This window comes from Sphingomonas sp. PAMC 26617 (assembly GCF_000242835.1).
Taxonomy (GTDB): Bacteria; Pseudomonadota; Alphaproteobacteria; order Sphingomonadales; family Sphingomonadaceae; genus Sphingomonas.
This window is the reverse complement of record NZ_JH594428.1, coordinates 6,156-23,256: the sequence shown is the minus strand read 5'-3', so window position 1 is coordinate 23,256 and position 17,101 is coordinate 6,156. Positions and strand designations below refer to the sequence as shown.

18 protein-coding genes are annotated in these 17,101 nt (G+C 58.8%); 10 read left to right on the top strand and 8 right to left on the bottom strand.

Annotation, left to right across the window (positions count from 1 at the left end; all coding sequences use genetic code 11):
• Positions 1-163 precede the first annotated feature (163 nt).
• The 3 genes from RH91_RS22725 to RH91_RS20855 all read left to right on the top strand — a co-directional run bounded on the left by RH91_RS22725 (position 164) and on the right by RH91_RS20855 (position 2,210).
• Positions 164-319, top strand: coding sequence for a hypothetical protein (locus RH91_RS22725; protein WP_157137085.1), 156 nt, complete (start codon positions 164-166; stop codon positions 317-319).
• Between the two features lie 194 nt (positions 320-513).
• Positions 514-1,164, top strand: a complete 651-nt coding sequence (locus RH91_RS20860; protein ID WP_010165387.1) for an RNA polymerase sigma factor — start codon at positions 514-516, stop codon at positions 1,162-1,164.
• A 422-nt stretch (positions 1,165-1,586) separates the two neighbouring features.
• Entirely contained in the window at positions 1,587-2,210 is a 624-nt protein-coding gene (locus RH91_RS20855) for a LuxR C-terminal-related transcriptional regulator (protein WP_010165385.1), read from the top strand.
• A 432-nt stretch (positions 2,211-2,642) separates the two neighbouring features.
• Here RH91_RS20855 and RH91_RS20850 read toward each other — a convergent pair whose 3' ends face one another.
• From RH91_RS20850 to RH91_RS23370, 4 genes are all read right to left on the bottom strand, one after another.
• Positions 2,643-2,915, bottom strand: a complete 273-nt coding sequence (locus RH91_RS20850; protein WP_029624169.1) for a BrnT family toxin — start codon at positions 2,913-2,915, stop codon at positions 2,643-2,645.
• Positions 2,916-3,076: 161 nt separating this feature from the next.
• Positions 3,077-3,430: a hypothetical protein gene (locus RH91_RS20845; protein WP_010165382.1), complete on the bottom strand. Its 354-nt coding sequence runs from the start codon at positions 3,428-3,430 to the stop codon at positions 3,077-3,079.
• Positions 3,431-3,820, bottom strand: a complete 390-nt coding sequence (locus tag RH91_RS20840; RefSeq protein ID WP_010165381.1) for a hypothetical protein — start codon at positions 3,818-3,820, stop codon at positions 3,431-3,433.
• Between the two features lie 48 nt (positions 3,821-3,868).
• Complete coding sequence (locus RH91_RS23370) at positions 3,869-4,348, bottom strand: hypothetical protein (protein WP_232283648.1); 480 nt, start codon at positions 4,346-4,348, stop codon at positions 3,869-3,871.
• 31 nt (positions 4,349-4,379) lie between these two features.
• Between RH91_RS23370 and RH91_RS23365 the strand changes: the two genes are divergently transcribed.
• From RH91_RS23365 to RH91_RS23360, 5 genes are read left to right on the top strand one after another with little or no spacing between them, the layout of a single operon-like run.
• Positions 4,380-4,685 carry a hypothetical protein gene (locus tag RH91_RS23365; RefSeq protein ID WP_232283647.1) on the top strand — a complete coding sequence of 102 codons (306 nt, stop codon included), beginning with the start codon at positions 4,380-4,382 and terminating at the stop codon, positions 4,683-4,685.
• A gap of 22 nt (positions 4,686-4,707) precedes the next feature.
• Positions 4,708-5,136, top strand: a complete 429-nt coding sequence (locus tag RH91_RS22720) for a hypothetical protein (protein ID WP_157137084.1) — start codon at positions 4,708-4,710, stop codon at positions 5,134-5,136.
• Positions 5,137-5,847 carry a C39 family peptidase gene (locus tag RH91_RS21995; protein WP_010165379.1) on the top strand — a complete coding sequence of 237 codons (711 nt, stop codon included), beginning with the start codon at positions 5,137-5,139 and terminating at the stop codon, positions 5,845-5,847.
• Position 5,848: 1 nt separating this feature from the next.
• Positions 5,849-6,556, top strand: coding sequence for a hypothetical protein (locus tag RH91_RS22715; RefSeq protein ID WP_157137083.1), 708 nt, complete (start codon positions 5,849-5,851; stop codon positions 6,554-6,556).
• 34 nt (positions 6,557-6,590) lie between these two features.
• A complete protein-coding gene (locus RH91_RS23360) occupies positions 6,591-7,949 on the top strand; it encodes a transporter (protein WP_157137082.1) in 1,359 nt (452 codons plus the stop codon).
• Between the two features lie 570 nt (positions 7,950-8,519).
• Here RH91_RS23360 and RH91_RS20815 read toward each other — a convergent pair.
• Both RH91_RS20815 and RH91_RS21320 read right to left on the bottom strand, forming a co-directional pair.
• Complete coding sequence (locus RH91_RS20815) at positions 8,520-11,180, bottom strand: HWE histidine kinase domain-containing protein (RefSeq protein WP_232283646.1); 2,661 nt, start codon at positions 11,178-11,180, stop codon at positions 8,520-8,522.
• Entirely contained in the window at positions 11,140-11,763 is a 624-nt protein-coding gene (locus RH91_RS21320; protein WP_010165373.1) for a biliverdin-producing heme oxygenase, read from the bottom strand. The genes RH91_RS20815 and RH91_RS21320 overlap by 41 nt, the downstream gene beginning before the upstream one ends.
• 359 nt (positions 11,764-12,122) lie before the next feature.
• Here RH91_RS21320 and RH91_RS21990 point away from each other — a divergent pair, with 359 nt between their 5' ends.
• Together RH91_RS21990 and RH91_RS20805 are read left to right on the top strand one after the other, a co-directional pair.
• A complete protein-coding gene (locus tag RH91_RS21990) occupies positions 12,123-12,812 on the top strand; it encodes a sigma-70 family RNA polymerase sigma factor (RefSeq protein WP_232283645.1) in 690 nt (229 codons plus the stop codon).
• A 229-nt stretch (positions 12,813-13,041) separates the two neighbouring features.
• Positions 13,042-13,932 carry an alpha/beta hydrolase gene (locus RH91_RS20805; protein WP_010165369.1) on the top strand — a complete coding sequence of 297 codons (891 nt, stop codon included), beginning with the start codon at positions 13,042-13,044 and terminating at the stop codon, positions 13,930-13,932.
• 165 nt (positions 13,933-14,097) lie between these two features.
• Here RH91_RS20805 and RH91_RS20800 read toward each other — a convergent pair whose 3' ends face one another.
• Both RH91_RS20800 and RH91_RS20795 read right to left on the bottom strand, forming a co-directional pair.
• On the bottom strand, positions 14,098-15,306 hold the full coding sequence (locus tag RH91_RS20800; protein ID WP_157137081.1) for a hypothetical protein: 1,209 nt from the start codon (positions 15,304-15,306) through the stop codon (positions 14,098-14,100).
• A gap of 31 nt (positions 15,307-15,337) precedes the next feature.
• A complete protein-coding gene (locus RH91_RS20795; RefSeq protein WP_081469615.1) occupies positions 15,338-16,846 on the bottom strand; it encodes a multicopper oxidase family protein in 1,509 nt (502 codons plus the stop codon).
• Positions 16,847-17,101: the final 255 nt, after the last annotated feature.

The window sequence follows — 17,101 nt, the reverse complement described above, 5'->3', positions numbered from 1 at the left end:
GATCAATGAGTCGTGACCCTAGGCTGGTAGGTGTCATCGGACATAAAGGGCTCCATATGGCTGGCGAACCTGTATACCAAAGACACCATGGCGGACGACGCAAAATTGTTCAGGGAGCGTGCGGCGGCCGAGCGCTTGGAGGCAAGTACAGCTGTATTACCCAATGTTCGAGATCGAGCGCTTCGGTCTGCTGAACGATGGGACGAAATGGCTCGCCGCGCTGAGCGTACTCAAGCGTTGTCCGTGGGACGAAAAAGTTAACCTGAAAGCTCAAGAAAACCATGGTTCGGCGAGAGTGATGGCCGCTCCGTCCCAATAAGCCATTCCTTCTGACACAGCGAGGCGAGGCGATCGGCATTTTTCAACAGCCCCGGCCGCTTTATGGACGTGCCGAGTGTCGATTATGACCAAATGTCAGTTCCTCGAAGTCGACTTATGGGGTGAGCTGCCCCCTGTGCTTGCTCAGCGGTATGACTGCGAGGCTCCGCGCGCGACGCCAAGCGTTGCTATCCTATGACCACACGCCGAGAAGCGGAAGACGCGGCACTGGCGCTTGCCCGGACGCCAGAGCGCATCGCGCGCGAGGATGACGATGAGTTCGGTACTATGCTGATTCAGCAAGCAGCCAAGCTCAGTACCTATGCGCGCCGCTTAACCGGCAACCCGGTTGACGGCGACGACCTGCTACAAGACACGTTGCTACGATGCTGGACGGCCAGGGCGACTTTTATGCCCGGCACCAGCATGGCCGCGTGGATCCGGACGGTGATGCGCAACAGCTTTCTTACCGGCCGTCGACGCGCACGATTTCAGGCCGACATGCCCGAGGATGCATTCGACCGACTGCTAAGCGTGAGCGAGAACCAGTCCGCGTCTGTGAACCTGCGCGACGTCGATTGGGCGATGACCGAGCTTAACCTTGAGCAGCGCGAGGCCGTGATTATGGCAAGCCAGGGCGTGACGATAAAGGAAGCGGCCGAGCGGCTGGCGATCGCGCCCGGTACCTACAAGAGCCGTCTATGGCGCGGGCGCGAGCGGTTGCGGAGCTTGACCGAAGACCGCGCGACCCCGCTCCTATCCGACCGTCGCGCGGCGGAGCAGAAGCCCGAGAAGCGCCCGTGCAAACGGGAGCGCCGGGACTGGACGGGCGTGATGATCGGTTAGCGGTTAGACCGATCACAGCGTGAGTTGCGCCCGAGTCTGATGCAAAAATCAAAAGTTTTGCATCACGCTTGGAACAGCGGAAATTCGGCATTGCGGTGATGCAGAAATCCGATGCGCCGCCGATCGCGGATTTCACGGCTTAGTTGATTGCGGTCTGGCAGCTTTCGGCAAACAGTTGCGGTATAGCAGGCATTACGAACAGCGCGTTTTTACCCATAAGCTTGCGGCCCAGCCGATAGATCGCTCGGTAATTCGCGGCATAGGGACCGCAACCTAGATGTTCGAACATACTCTGGACTGTAAACTACGGGGACGGCCAATCGTTTCTTGTGCATGAGCTCCCCACGATTCTCTAATAATTATGGTGGCACACGGCTCCGCCGCCGGTATGAAAGTTGGCATGTATCGGACTCGCAGCTGATATGACGAAACAGGCCGATTTCCTTTCCACACGGGACCGCCATTTACGTCTGGTCGCCGATAGTCCGATTCCTTCGGTGATCAGTGATCCGCGGTTGCCCGACAACCCCATCGTTGCCTGTAACGCCGGCTTCTGCGAGTTAACCGGGTATACGGTCGAGGAAGTCGTTGGGCGCAACTGCCGCTTCCTGTCGGGCCCGGCGACTGAGCCGTGGCTGACCGAGGAGATCCGTCGCGGTGTACGAGAGCATCGTCCGGTGCTTGTCGAAATCTTGAACTACAAGCGCAACGGTCACCCATTCCGCAACGCCGTTCTTGTCGCACCGATCTACGACGAGAACGACGCGTTGCTGTATTTCCTGGGATCGCAAATCGAGATTGATTCCGCTGCGGCGACCCCGTCGAGCATGCGGCGCATTCGCGCGGACGAGATGGTTAAGGCGCTGTCGCCACGGCAGGGTCAGGTGCTTAAACTCGTTGCGAACGGTTTGCTCAACAAGCAGATCGCAGCGGAACTCAATCTTGCGGAAAAGACCGTCAAGATGCACCGCGCGATTCTGATGAGCCGCCTAGATCTGCACACGACTGCAGACCTCATCCGCCTCGCCGTCGAGGCGGGTTTTTAGAGGCGAACTAACCCCGCTACGCCACAAAGGGCGTATCGCCGGAGAACCCACACAAGCCCAAGGAACCGAGTCGGCGACCTAAATGACGACAATTAATCGCTTTCTGCCGTCCCGGTTGTTGCGAAAGGGTTCCCTTTCGCAAGATCCAGAGGTCAGGGTCGTGTGTCGCTCTCGGTGACATAGCAGTGTAGCACACGATTGGTCTCGGTATGGTAGCCAGATCCCGGGTGTGTTCTTTGAACCAGGTCACGATATCGACATCGAGGCGAAGCGCGACCGGCTTTTTGAGAGGATGGTAAAGCCCTGGCCAACGAGCATGCTGCCACGCTTCGGCCGACATCTCGGGGATATCAGTTGTGTCGATCTGATCGTCAGGCAGGGTAGCAAGCCGATCGAGCTGGTCCTGCAATTCGGGGCTAAGTGCCTTCCTGCTCATAACGTTCCTTCGTGCGACGTGGCCTTTCGGGCGCTGATGATCCGTATGCGATCTTCATTATCGAGCTCTGGATGGCTGTGAGCGACGACCAGAATAACGACGGCGCCGACCGTCCCAACGGCGTGCCAGCGTTGCTCCTGTCCCTGGACACGATCGGGCAAGATGACATGCAAAGGGTCATTCCAGACCTCCCGCGCCAGCTCGAACGACACGCCATGCTTGGAGAGATTCGAAATGGCTTTTTTGTCGTCTTCCCACTCGAATGCCACAAACGCCTCCTGTATTTACAGATATGTAAATACAGGAGAACAGTCCGTTATCACGTTTTTCCGGTTGCTCCCGGACGATTGCGCATAGCGCGCCACAAGGTAGACCGGTGGTTTTTCCGTCTCAAGTTGCAGCGCACGAAAGGCTTAAAATAAGGTTAATCTCAGATGAACCATTTCTCAATCTGGCGCGTATCTCGCTCAGATCGGCGGCCAAAAGGCCAGCTCCATAAGCCGGTCTTAGGAGGCGATATGAAAAAGGCTCTTTTGGCGGCTTCGGCCAGCGCGCTCGCAATCGCGACGCCAGCACTTTCGCAGACGATGACACCGTCCAACACCAATACGAATAACGGTACGATCGCAGGCGGGAGTGTTGCGACTGCTTCATACAATCCAACCAGCTCGACGACCGGGTCGTATAACCCGACGTCGACCTCGACCGACAACGCAAATAACTCGACCAACGTTTCGGACAGCTCGGCGCGCACCACGACCGACAATGCGAATAACTCGACCAACTACGCCGATAATTCGGCGCGGACATCAGCCGATAATTCAAACCGGTCGACCAATGTTTCGGATAGCTCGGACCGGTCGTCCGGTGTCACCGGGGCGCAAGTCGCGGCCAACAACAGTGCAACCGCACAAGACAATCGGAACATGTCGACGACAACCCAGTCCACCGACAATTCCAATCGATCAACCACCAACACTCCGACGACCAGCAGCGCTTCGGGTGCCCAGGTTGCTGCCAATAATGGCGGCTCGGCTAGCGACAGCCGCAATATGTCGACCTCGAATAACACGCAGATGGCCGATAATTCGAACCGATCCACGACGTCCACGGACAACTCGGATCGCTCGTCCACAATGACCGACAACTCGAACCGCTCAACGACGAACAACACTGCGGACAATTCGAACCGTTCAACGACGAGCAGCGCCGCCAGTGGCGCTCAGGTTGCCGCAAACGGTGGATCGTCAGCGACCGACAGCCGCAACATGTCGTCGACCGACAACTCGAACCGGTCATCGACCGACAATTCGAACCGTTCGACCACGGACAATTCGCGGATGACCACGACCAACAGCGCTGCCAGCGGCGCCCAGGTCGCTGCCAACAACGGCGGAACGGCAAGCGACAATCGCAATATGTCTTCGACGAGCACCGATAATTCCAATCGGTCGACGACGACGAGCTCCGCGAACGGTGCGCAGGTCGCTGCCAACAATGGCGGAAGCGCCAGCGACAGCCGGAATATGTCGAGCACCGATAATTCGAACCGGTCGACCACGACCAGTTCGGCAAACGGCGCCCAGGTCGCTGCCAACAACGGCTCGACCGCCAACGACAATCGCAATCTGTCGACCACCGATAATTCGGATCGATCGGTGAAGACCAGCGCATCGAACGGCGGAACTGGATCGGTAGCCAACGGCGGGAACGCGAGTTATTCGGACACGTCGATGCGCTTTGAACCCGTGGCGAGCGCAGGGACGGGGACGGCAGCAACGTCAAACGCATTCGGCAACAGTGCCGTTGTGTCGTCTGCGACGCTCGCCAGCTATGTAACCGGCGTACGGGTAAACTATGCCGCTCCGTCGGGAAGCCGCGACGGTTCGATCAACAACAGCCTCAGCACGGGCGCGGGCGCGTTCCAGAACTTTGCTGGCACGCAGGCACTGAACATGAACACCGGCGCTGCGGCATCGCAGAATTCGGCAGTCAATGTCAGCGTCTCCGCGGGTACGATCAGCCTCGGAGCACGATAAGCGAAGGCAACGGGGCAGCAGCGTGCTGCCCCGTTTCTTCCTTGGTCCGGAGGTTGAAATGGTAAAAAATTCGCAAGCTCGAGCTATCGCGATGCTCGTCGTAATTGCCGCGCTTTGGCCAGAAGTTTCTAACGCACAAACACAACCCGTAGCAGCCGCATCTCCGATTGTCGCTGAACCTTCGACTGCCCCGTTTGGCGCGGTAAATCCGGTAGAAAACGCAGATCTGAAGGTCGTCACCGGACAGGCCGATCTTGCTCAGGTCGTCAACGCTCAGAATAACGGCGTTGTGAGCGGTAATACTGTTACCGGAAATTCACAGACAGGGACTATCCACTTCGATAGTAGCTCGTTCCAAAACCTGAACGGACTTTCGCTACTGAGCGCTAACACCGGTAACAATGTTTCTATAAACTCGTCCCTAAACGTCAACGTTGCGATTAATCGGTAGATGAAACAAGCAGTCTTTTGGCATCGGGTATCATTCGGGGCGGCAGCGACGTTGTCAGCCTGTTCGAGCATACCATTGCCTGAAGGCGGTGCTCCGCTTAATTATTCTAATTCTCTGAACTTTACGGTGCCGGTGACTAGTTTGATCGGTCGAAGGTTCGAAACCGTGGTTCGCCAGCAGTATGATTTCAGCTGCGGATCGGCAGCGCTGGCGACCTTGCTTCGTTATCATTATGACGATCCCCAGAATGAGCAAAGCGTCTTTCTGGGAATGTGGCATGACGGCGACAGGGCGCAGATCCAGCGCCTCGGTTTTTCACTTTTGGACATGAAGCGGTACCTTGCCGCGCGAGGTCTTGCTGCTGATGGTTATAGAGTCAGCCTTACGCAGATTGCTGATGCCAAAATCCCCGGCATCGCTCTTATCAATTTTAATGGTTATCGCCATTTTGTAGTCGTCAAGGGCATCGATAAGGATACTCTTCTGCTTGGCGATCCATCGCTTGGACTTCGGCGCGAAAGCATTCGTCGTTTTCAGCGCCAATGGAATGGTGTGTTCTTCATTGTCAGTGGTCGGTCAACGGTCGCGCAAGCTCATTTTAATATGGCGCGAGATCAGGTACGAGCGCCCCGCGGTTATGTTTTTCCTGGAGGGGATCCCCTCGATCTAGCGGCGCTTGCTCTCACCCGACCGCAATCAGGGGAGTTCTGATATGTCGTTCGTCACTGCGCTACTTGTCGCGGCATCTCCTTTAATTTCGCAAACTAGCACGCTGCCAGTCCCCGACCGAGAACTTGCGACGATGCGCGGCGGTGTACTTTTGCCGAACGGACTGAATGTCGCCGTCGGCATCGACATTCAGACGCGGATCGACGGTGTCCTGGCATTGCACACCATTTACACCAGCGAACAGCCGAACCCTGGCATTCGGGTCTATACCGATGGCACTAATAGCCCCGCTACCGCACCGACAACCACGACAGTGATTACAGGTGGCAGCGGAATGATCCCCACTGTTTCCGTGGGCCGTTCCCCTACCGGCACTACCATTGTTGCCTCGAGCTCGAGCGCACCGATGACGGTGAACGTGGTTTCGGGTCCTACGTCGGGCTGGCTCGACGCCGTAGGCCAGACGATGGTGCCTGTTGTGGCGAACGGTCCCGCAGTAGCTGCAAGTTCAGGCGTAATTTCGCTTGCAAATGATGACCGCGGCGCACGCGTAACGCTGGTTGCACCCTCGGTTCAGGTCGATCATCTCGTTGGCCAAGCGACCGGAGCAGTTGTTTCCAATACCGCCAGTAACCGGGTTATCGACACCGTCAGCTCAGTCAACGTTGATCTGGTTGGGATTCCTGCTGGATTGTCAGGTGGTATATTAATGGTCAATCGGCTTGCAGCCGACGCTGCGAGCCGTCGCTAATTAAGCTCGCGATAGACGAGAAAAGGGGATGCATATGAAGGAAATGCGGCGGGGCAGCGGCGCGTGCGCGCTAGGTTTTGTAGTGGTCAGCTTGATCACATCGAGTACGGCGTCTGCGCAGATTGGTGTGGCCACTGCTGGCGAGCCGAGCATCGCGGAGATGCGCCAGGCTTTGGCGGCAGAGAGAGCAGAGCTCGACAGGCAGCAAAAGGTGCTGGAGGCACAGCGGGTGCGGATCATGTCCCTTGAGGCCCGGCTTGGCCCCGCCGGCGCATCAGCCGTAACCGGTACCGCTTCCACTCTTTCGCCCGGCGGGGTTCCCTTGCCAGCCTCGCCACCGCCTGCTCCGCCGACGGCTGTCGCACAGTCGGCGTCGGTTCTTAGCAACGGAGTTCAATCTGTTGGTTCTGCACCCGTCGATCAACGGCAGGTCCAAGTTGCGGTCTTGTCAGAACAAGGGGGCATTATCACTAAAGCGGGTCAGCTGACGCTCGAAGGTGATCTGGAATATGCGCGCTCTGATCGCAGCGATGTAGTTTTCCGAGGCGTTCAGATACCCGAAGCGGTGCTGATCGGTGTATTTGATATCAATCAAAGCCGCCAGGACGTTCTTACGGCTGCCGTCGTTGCACGACTTGGCTTGACCAGCCGTTTTGAAATCAACGGCCGGTTCCCGTTTGTCTATCGATCCGACAAGTCGGTTATTGCGCCGGTTGCTAACCCAATGAGTCCGAACGCCGGCCAAATCGATAGCCCCGTCACCGCACGTAACCTTGGAGACATTGATTTTGGCGTGCGCTATCAGATTACCGATGGCCAAAGCGGCGCTCCCTATCTGATCGCTGGCCTTCAAGCCGTAGCGCCGACCGGAACGGACCCATTTGCTGTGCCACGCGATGCGCTCGGTAATGCCCTGCGCGGTGCCACGGGAGCGGGATTTTGGGGCGTCACGCCCAATGTGACCGCCATCCTTCCGTCCGACCCTGCGGTGCTATTCGCTACAATTGGCTATACTCGAAATTTCGGTCGCAATATTGGTCGTCAGATTGGTGGCACGCTCGTAGACCGCGTTCGCCCCGGTGACGCGCCCTCAGCGAGCGCGGGAATTGCGATATCGCTAAATCCGCGGACATCGATCAGCTTTGGGTACGCACATACCTGGGCATTTGGCACGAGCACGCGGCTGCGAATGCTCAGCACAACGGACAATACGCCGGGACCAGCGATCGACACGACCAGTCGTGATCTACAGCTTGGCCGCTTCCTGTTTGGCGTCAGTTATCGCACCAGTCCGAAAACGACAGTCAACTGGAACGTCGAAGTCGGTGCAACCAATGACGCCGCAAACGTGAGGACGTCGCTTCGCATCCCGTTCACCATCAACGCATTCTGATAGCCGCGTCCGCTAGTACGGTTCGGGAAAGGTAGAGGAGCCCGCGGAAGCGATAATTCTCAAGTCCATGGGCTGTGCTCTAGGACAGCGCTATTACTTCTCACGACCTGTTCCGGCCAACGTGGCTGTAGCACTGTTATGATATTGGATAAGCGTCGATGTGGGCCCCGATCCGTTCGTGGTACAAGCTCCTGAAAACGGAAAATAATATAATTTTTTCAAGGTCCGATCGGAGCCGCCGCTGACCTCGAATATATGTTATTCACAAGTAATTAGGTAAATTGTGGCGAGGTCAAGCTTTGATGCTTGTCCACACGTTTCGACCTTCTATCGCTATTTCCAGCGACCGATTGCGAATAAGCATAAGAGGCCCGGGAAACTGTTCACAAAACGGCCGTTTTGAGCACATTGCTTCCCCACCGCTTTTCTCGAAAAGGATTGAGAAATGGGAAAGCGAACAGCTTCCCAAACCCGTCACGAGTATGGAAACGGGAAGCGATCGGCGCCAATCACACACGACAATCCACCTCGACCAGTGTCACAATCACCGGCGATTGGGTGGCAGCTCGCCTAGGTCATCAACTGCGCACCGGCTGTCATCATCTGGCGCAGTTGGTGCTCGACTTCATGAGGCCGATACGGTTTTGCCACGACAAGGGAGCCCGCGAGATGCTCAGGCAGCATATCCGTCTGGTCGTAACCGGTGCTAAAGGCGAAAGGGATACCTCGACCCATCAGCACGTCGGCGACTCCCCACGACATTTCTCCATCGAGATTAACGTCGAGCAAGGCGGCGTCGAAAGTCCCGGTCCGCGCCATCTCCATTGCCTCGTCGAGACGGGTCGCGGGTCCGACGATCTGCCAGCCAAGGTCTTCGCACATGTTTTCGAGCGCAAGGATCAAGAGGTACGAATCCTCGACTATCAGCAGCCGAGGCATTGCGGGCATCGCGTCTTGCACGATTTCGGTTTTCAGCGGCTCAGGTTTGGCTACCGGCTTGACGCTTAGCTCGACGAGCGACGCTCGCGGCAAGACGACGTCGCAAACAACGCCACCCGGCCGATAGTCGATCGTGGCGCGACCGCCTGTCTCCAGCGTCAGTGCCCGTTCGATCAGGCTCGACCCAAACCCGCGACGTGTCGGTGGCACGACCGGCGGCCCACCTGATTCCGTCCATGACAGACCCAGCCCGCCGTCGTCGCGGACCTGCCATTTGACCGAGACGTGGCCAGTCGCGATCGAGAATGCGCCGTATTTCGCAGCATTGGTGGCGAGTTCGTGCAGCGCGAGCGACAGCGCAAGCGCCGATTTCGGGGTGAGGACGGCATCGTCCCCCGCCAATGACACGACACCCGACGCTGGGCCGTAAGCGTCCAACTCCTCGCGCAACATGCCGTCGACCGACACGCCCTCCCATCGGCTTTGGGTCAATAGGCTGTGCGCCTTGGCCATCGAATGGATGCGCTTGTCGAGCCCCTCCACGAAAGCAGTGACCGATTCAGCGCTGCGGCTCGACTGCGTGACCAAAGCCTGGATATTCGCCAGCGTGTTCTTCACCCGATGGTCGAGTTCGGCCATTAGCAGTTTGTCGCGCTCGTGCGCCTTCGCCCGCTCGCGCGACGCTGCCTCGATCCGGCGCAGAACCACCTGCAAAAGCGAGACGCGGAGGTCGAACGCGGAATCGAGTTCCGCTGGTGACCACGGCAGGGCCCGATTTCGCACGGTGTGCTTCCACACTTCGAACGATTTGCGCGGAGACAGGCGCCCATCGCCATCGGGGCCGATGGTGACCGGCTTGGCCGGATCGCCCGCCCATAAGGCCGTCTCGACCAGCTCCGGCCGGAACCACAGGATGAAATCCGACGGATCGCGCGATACCGCGATCACCAGGAGCCCCGATGCGACATTGGTGAACGTCTTGGCCGGAGCGTAGATTTCGCTCAGCCGGTCGGTAGAAAAAATGCCCTCCGTCTCGGTCATGTACGACGTCAGCCATTCGGTCAGCGCGAGGATTTCCGCGCGGGTGGGCGTCGTTCCAAGAAAGGTCACCTCGCCCTCGACGCGCACGGCGACACCGCCCCCTCGCGATCCGTCGAGCGCGATGTCGCCACCGTGGATGAAATCGAGCAAATTGGGTGTCTGCTGTGTTAGGCCGTAGGCATAGTCCTCGACCCCGGCGAGGTTGAGCATCAGTTCCTGAAGGATCTTGCGGCTGGCGAGCCGGGCCTCGAATTGTTCACTGCGTTCCCGCGCCTCGAGCTGGAGCGAGAACATCGATCCGAACAGTTCACAGACCGCGCGAAGATGGCGCGGCAGGACGCGCGGGCTGTTGTGATGGCAGGCGATCAAGCCCCAGAGCTTGCCCGCAACGATGATCGAGATCGACATCGACGCATCGATGCCCATGTTGCGCAGATATTCGCGGTGGATCGGCGAGACGTCACGCAGAATGGCATAGCTCATGTCAAGCGGCTTGCCGGTGCGCGGGTTGAGCGTCGGCATCAGCGGCGCGGGGTCGTAATCGACCTGTGTGATGAGCCGCAGCCAGCTCTTGAGGTAGAGCGCGCGCGCCTGCTGGGGAATGTCGGCGGCTGGATAGTGGAGATCGAGGAACGGCGCGAGTTCGGGTATGCGGCTTTCGGCGATCACCCAGCCGGAACCATCGGCCATGAAGCGGTAGATCATCACCCGGTCATATTGCGCGACGCGACGCACGCTTGCTGTCGCCATCTGGCAGAGATCATACAGCGATGCCGCGCTGCCAAATCCCTCAACCATCTGCTGAACGGCGGCTAGCGGGTCGGCAACGAAGGCATCGGTCATCGTGGCGGCTTCGAACTCGACGACTAAAGCATTGTCGACCCGGTGGGCGCTGGCGTCAAGCGGTTGCTCCGCGACGATCCGAAGAGCGGGGTTGAGCAGGTGGCGAGGCTTAGCAAGGTCGGTTTCCTTGCATAGCGCCCGGAGCAGATTGACTTGCTCACGCGAGAACAGCCCATCGACCGGCCGATCCAGTAATTCGGCTAACGGTCTGCCGAGTAGTCCCTCGGTGTTGCCAGCGGCCTGAAGCACGCGCAGCGTGTCGCATTCGAGCACTAGCATCGCGCCATGCGGCAGGATAGCGCCGGGAATATGGATCGGTTCGCGGTCGCAGTTGGTCAGATCGACCCGGTCGCGCTCAAGGATGGAGTCAGTCATAATTATTGTTCCATCCGGTAAGCCATTGCTCAAACGTCGCGAACGTCGCATTCGCTCCGTCGATGATCGTAGTGTGACGTAGCGTCGAACTTGGGAACGCCGACAAGAGCGCGAGATATTCACGCCACACGGCACCAGTCGCTGCCCCGTGCCCGCTGAAGAACTGCCGTCCAGCGGTTGCCCCCGTCCCAAGCAGTCCGTCGAGCTGGCGCGCCATTCCGCGCCCACCAAGCGCTGAACCTTCGACCACGTATCGCGCGCCCAGAATATGATCCGGCGAAAAAAGCTGCGGGAACGTGCAGCGGGGCAACCTCTCGCATACCTCGTGGCTTACGCCCAACTCGGCCAGATCGATTTCCAGCCATTGCGTGCGTTCCGGTGCGAGCTGCGCTGCGGCCTCGAACGGGCGATAAAAACCATAAAGGCGGCTTAGCAATGTGATGTACGTGCCGAGGTCGATCGTTCCGGCTTGGACCGCGGCGAACCCGACATGATGATGAAGTCGTTCATGAACTTCAGCCGTCGCTCCGCGGAGGGCATCTCTCAGGATCGCCGGAGCCGGAGGCAAGAGGACGATTTCGCCGTTGTCGAGTGTCTGGGACTCTTTGCTTTTCATTCGGATAAGCGATCCCTGCCGTCGTCGATCGTTTTTCCCGGCCCCGCTCATGGTACTCAGCGCGCACGCTAATGTCGTGGACTAACTTGCGGGCACTCGCAGGTGCGACACTGCCGCTAACTGAATTGGCGAGATGCAGGCAGTCGTAATCGGTCTGAATCTACCGGCCAGTGGCAGCGCTTAACGGTCCGATAGCCGCCGCATCAATTGGTCCAAGGTTCTTTGAGTGCCAACACGGGTGCACCGAGGCTTCCCGTCGCAGCGTAATCGATGCACCGATTATTTCGTAACAATATCGTTGTTGGCGAGTTTCAGTCGCATATTCGCAAATATGCGGATGAAAAATGCCGTGTCCGGGCATGGAAAATCATGCGCTGTTACTGGCTCGTTTCGACTTTTTCTGGAGAATGCGGTTGGTCGGGATTGGTGAAACCATTGCCGCCATTAAGCGGCCCTCCGCAGGTTTATTAGTTGGGAACGAAGAAAATGCTGCCAGGATTCGTCTGTCTGAAGCGTTAATTCGTACTGGAGAAGAAAACCGGCAAGCCTTTCAAGATGTCTATACACTAACATCTGCCAAACTTTTCGGTATTTGCCTGCGCATATGCGGCGACCGGCAGGCGGCCGAGGACGTTTTGCATGATGTTTATCTAACGATCTGGAAGAGAGCTGGAGCTTTTGAACCGGAGCGGGGGAGTCCGATAACCTGGCTCGCGACAATCGCCCGAAACCGATCGATCGATTGGCGGCGTCAACAGAAAATAAGAAAAACTGCCTCACTTGATGACGCTGTCGCCGTAGTAGACCCCGCCGCAAGTGCGGAGACGATTCTCATCATGTCCGACACCTGTCGACGTTTGCATATTGATCTGGGAGCGTTGGATGAGAGGCAACGTACTATGATTTGCGCAGCTTTCTTCGGTGGTCTGACCTATGCTGAGTTGGCAGTTCAGCACGGCGTACCACTCGGCACGGTGAAGAGCAGGATTCGCCGTGGCCTCGCTCGGCTCAAAATTCGCTTTGATGACAGTGACAGCCCACGGGTGTAGCCGCAGCGCAGGTGGGTATCAGGGAAAGCTCGCCATTTTGTTATCAAAACTGTTTAGTTTGTGATGGTCGTCCGGCGCGCTTACTCCCGAACAATTGATGCTGTTGTTTACCGCGTGGGCCGAAAACGGGGCAGCCGCGTTAATGTGAATGCAGCCGAAATTTACCGCCGAAGACATTGATGAAGCACGGCGGTGGAACGCCAAACTGGCTATGCTTCCCAGATTGCGAATGCAGACCGCGATCGGACGCGTCGCGCTGAACGTGTTGCTACGCGTAGCGGAGATTTACCCGCTAATTCGCGCCGGCCAGACGAGCGCGAGCCGTAGCCTCAAAACAATCGCGGCGCTCGACCGAAGCGTGAAATTGCGGATATTCCGGCCAGACCAGGAGTGTCGCGGCGTGGTCCTCGACTGCCACGGCGGCGGGTGGACGATCGGTAACGCACGGATGGCCGACGATCAGAACGCCGAATTGGCAGCCCGCATCGGCGTGGCAGTGGTGAGCATCGACTATCGGCGGGCGCTCTCCAACCCGATCAGCGCGCTAGTTGACGATTGCGAGGCGGCGGCATTGTGGACGATCGAGCACGCGCTTGAGGAGTTCGGCACGGACAGGATTATCGTCAAAGGCTCCTCCGCCGGCGCGCATCTCGCGGCGGCGATGCTCCTCCGCCTGCGCGACCGCGGCATGGAGATCAAACGCGTGGCCGGTGTGATGCTATTCTTCGGCCTGTATGATTTTTCAGGCACGCCGATGGTACGCGCCGCCGGACCCGAAACGCTGATCCTCCACGGTCCGACCGTGCGCGCGACACTCTGCAAGCTGACCCCAGACATGACTGAGGATGAGCGCCGCGCCCCTTCCGTCTCCCCTTTGTACGCCGACCTGTCGGGGCTGCCACCCGCGTTGTTCGTGGTGGGTACGAAGGACATGCTGTTTGAGGATAGCGAGCGCATGGCGTCCCGCTGGCTTGACGCCAGTGGTAACGCGGAATTGTTGATTGCCCCGGAAAGCCCGCACGCCTTCAATCGTATGGGCACGAGCGTCGCGAGGAAGGTCGCGCGCTATGTCGAGGATTGGATCTTGGAGCGGCTCGGAGATAATGAGGCGGGCAGCTAGCGGCGATGGATCGGTCGTGCTGACGAACCGTGCCGGGGGGCAGCGGGTGTATGAGCGCGCTGCCTGTGTCCGCTTCGCACGAGAGTTCGATGCGCTAACTTGGCTGCAACCTTAAAATAGCCTGCGTTTATAAACAGGAACGCGCATCGAGCGAGAGGTGCGACATCAATATGCTGGGCCGCCGGCGCAACGGGCGCATGTCGTCAACGTCTGAACGAGCCGAATGCCGGCATAAACGCCGGCCCGATCAGCTACGCGTTCGCGCGCGACGCTGAGCAGCACGAGGCTCTGCGTCGCGAAATTATGACCGATCGTGCCAGTGTAGATCCGGTCTTGCTGGGTCATCAGTACGGGATCTGTCGTCCACCGCTGTGTCGCAGACAGGTCGAACCGCCACGGCCCGCGCATGAAATCGGCCGCTTCCGTGACATAGTTACGGGCGCTGCCGGGAACGCCTTTGTAGTTGGCGCGGCGCGCTCCCTCGGCGTAGAGATGCAACTGCGTGTAGTGACGCTGCAGGGTCTGCCGCACCGAGTTGCCGAGCGGGATCGAAACATCTCCGCCGAGCGTCGACCAAAACTCGCCGCGCGGTACGCCGTAGGTGCGTCCCCAATGGATCGCGCTAGCCTGGACAGTGGCCTGCACCCCACGCCCAACCGGCACGTTGAGCGCATCGTAGGTGATCATAACGTTGGTCGGCAGATGGGTGTTGCCGACCCCGCCGTCCTTGTAATGGATTTGCCCCTCATCATACGGGAAGCTGCGATGCAGTGGCGAACGGTCGACCATGAAGGCTGACACGGAAATCTGCTGCCAGCCATATTTCTCGCTGCCGAACACATGCAGCTTCTCAACCCCGAGCATTTCGCTCGGCTCATAGCCCTGGTCGGGTTCCTCGATGAAATCGGCCGCGAACGGGCCGGGCAACAGAACGTAGGCGCGGCCGAAATTCTGCACGAACTTGCCGACTCGCCAGGTACCGTAGCGGGCGTAAAGTTCCTTGAACTTGCCGCCGACCTTGCGGCCGGCTCCCTGATTGACGAACAGATCCTTGTTTGGATCGTCCGCTGCGCGAGGCTGGCGCGCCTTGAACTGGAACAGGCCGTAAAAATTGAGCGATTCGCTGGTCGCGACCGAGATGACCGAGTCGAAGCGCAGATACGGCTGTGGCCCGCGATTGGGGCCATCATCAGCCGCTATTCCCGAAAACTCGAAATTGGCGAGCGTGTCGAGGGTGATCTTGGGGTAGGACTTCACAGGCTCGGCACCCATGCCCGTGTCGCCTGCGTCGCCGCTTTTGGTTTTTCCGGCCTGCATCGTGTTACCGTTGGTCGAGCCAGCCGATTGCGCAAAGGCCGCGGGCGCAAAGCCCACTGCGGCGAGTGCCGCGATCGCGCCATATCGCCTAGCCGACATGACGGCGCTCCAACGCGGGGCCGCTCATCGTCATTGCCGGCATTTTAGAGTCCGATCCCTTTTCCTTCTTCGGGTCGTACACCTCGATCGTAGCCATCATGCCTTTGTCCTCATGTTCAAGGATATGGCAGTGATACATGAAGCGTCCAACGATCCTGGGATCAGTGAACGCCATACGGATCTTGACCTCGCCGTGGATTGGCACGTCGATCGTATCGCGCAAGCCCACGAACGGCTGCGGCGTGCCGTTGATGCTCACCACTTGAAACGGCACCTGATGAATGTGGAAGACGTGCAGCTCCTGCGAGGCGTTGCGGACCGTCCACTCCTCGGTCGAGCCGAGCGGTACGCGGATGTCGGTGCGTTTGGGGTCGAAGGTCTGGTGATTGATGAAGAACAGGCCCGAGGTCACGTCCTCGGAAAAAACGACCAATCGGTGTGCGTCGATATGGTCGGCGGGCACTGGTAACTGCTTCGGCGCGTTGACGACGATCGGCCCGAGCGGCGCGGGTGCTGGGCGTAACGGATCGGGCGTAACCATAACCGATGCCATTTCTTGTGGCGGCGACATGTCGCCAAGCGGACCGGTATCTGTCTTCTCCTGCGTTAGGCTATAGCGCCCAGGGGGGCCAGCCGTCGCCAGAACGTCGACCCGCTCGCTCGGGCCGATCAGCACTTCGCTGGTCGGCTCTGGCGTTACCAAGGGTCGAGCATCGCGGCCAAGCACGGTAAGCGTCACGCCTTTGGCCCTAAGGCGAAAGTAGCCGTCCGCGGTCTGCCCGCTCATTCGCCACAATTGCGTTTCGCCCGGCTGCATCGCGATCTGCGGGTCGAGCTGACCGTTGATCGTCTTGATCGTGCCGTGCGACGGCTTGGGCACGTGGTTGAGATGGCCGCCCGGGTTCGGCGAGAATTCTTTCAGTGCCATCAGCCGCTCGACCAAAGGCTTGGTCACCGGCACCTCGTCCTGAAAACCTTCTATCACCAGCGTGCCGCTTAAACCGCCCATTATCTGGCGCTCAGCGAAATCGTGGCCGTGCGTGTGATACCAATAGACGCCGGGCGCGTGATCCTTCGGGATGGTGAAGACGTAATCCCAGCTTTCGCCCGGTGCGATCATGTGCATGGAATTGTCGCCGTGGCCCTCCGGCGTGATCGACAGGCCGTGGAAGTGCACATTGGTGATCTGCGGCAGGTGATTGACGAAGTGCATCCGCAACGTGTCGCCAGGCCGTAGGCGCAGCACCGGTCCTCCATAATCGCCATTGTAAGTCGCGCCATCGATCGTCTGACCACCAATCATGACATGCGTTGGTTGTGCCTCGATCGTGACCGCAAGAACCCCCCGGACGCTTCGATACTCGGGCGGGGTGCGGAGCGGTTGGACAATGCTTTGTTTTGGGTTCGCACGCGCGCGGGCAAAGACCGCATCATTTGCGAGCCAAAGCAATGCTGAGGCCGCGAGTGGGGCGGCAGATCGATAGATGTTCAAGAGCAATTCTCCGTACGTACCAAACTCCCCACAATCGGGATGGTGCCGTTTTCGTCGACTAAACTCGATTTCAAAGCCCCAACTGCTCTATGATTGACGTTACGCAATGGCGACACCGAACACTCAACGTGTCGGCAACCCGTGACCGTCTACGCCGCTGCTCACGACTTTTCACACGCTCTGTTTAAATTTTGCATCAGGAATGACCTGGCCTGGCGGGAAGCTGCCGTTATCGTCGGTTCGCTTGCAGACTGCGGTTGC

Excerpts from the sequence above, each read along its gene's own strand:
- RH91_RS21320 (WP_010165373.1), bottom strand. The coding sequence starts at position 11,763 with ATGAAAAGCAAAGAGTCCCAGACACTCGACAACGGCGAAATCGTCCTC.
- RH91_RS20860 (WP_010165387.1), top strand. The coding sequence starts at position 514 with ATGACCACACGCCGAGAAGCGGAAGACGCGGCACTGGCGCTTGCCCGG.
- RH91_RS21995 (WP_010165379.1), top strand. The coding sequence starts at position 5,137 with ATGAAACAAGCAGTCTTTTGGCATCGGGTATCATTCGGGGCGGCAGCG.
- RH91_RS23360 (WP_157137082.1), top strand. The coding sequence starts at position 6,591 with ATGAAGGAAATGCGGCGGGGCAGCGGCGCGTGCGCGCTAGGTTTTGTA.
- RH91_RS23365 (WP_232283647.1), top strand. The coding sequence starts at position 4,380 with ATGCGCTTTGAACCCGTGGCGAGCGCAGGGACGGGGACGGCAGCAACG.
- RH91_RS20855 (WP_010165385.1), top strand. The coding sequence starts at position 1,587 with ATGACGAAACAGGCCGATTTCCTTTCCACACGGGACCGCCATTTACGT.
- RH91_RS22715 (WP_157137083.1), top strand. The coding sequence starts at position 5,849 with ATGTCGTTCGTCACTGCGCTACTTGTCGCGGCATCTCCTTTAATTTCG.
- RH91_RS20805 (WP_010165369.1), top strand. The coding sequence starts at position 13,042 with ATGCAGACCGCGATCGGACGCGTCGCGCTGAACGTGTTGCTACGCGTA.
- RH91_RS21990 (WP_232283645.1), top strand. The coding sequence starts at position 12,123 with ATGGAAAATCATGCGCTGTTACTGGCTCGTTTCGACTTTTTCTGGAGA.
- RH91_RS22725 (WP_157137085.1), top strand. The coding sequence starts at position 164 with ATGTTCGAGATCGAGCGCTTCGGTCTGCTGAACGATGGGACGAAATGG.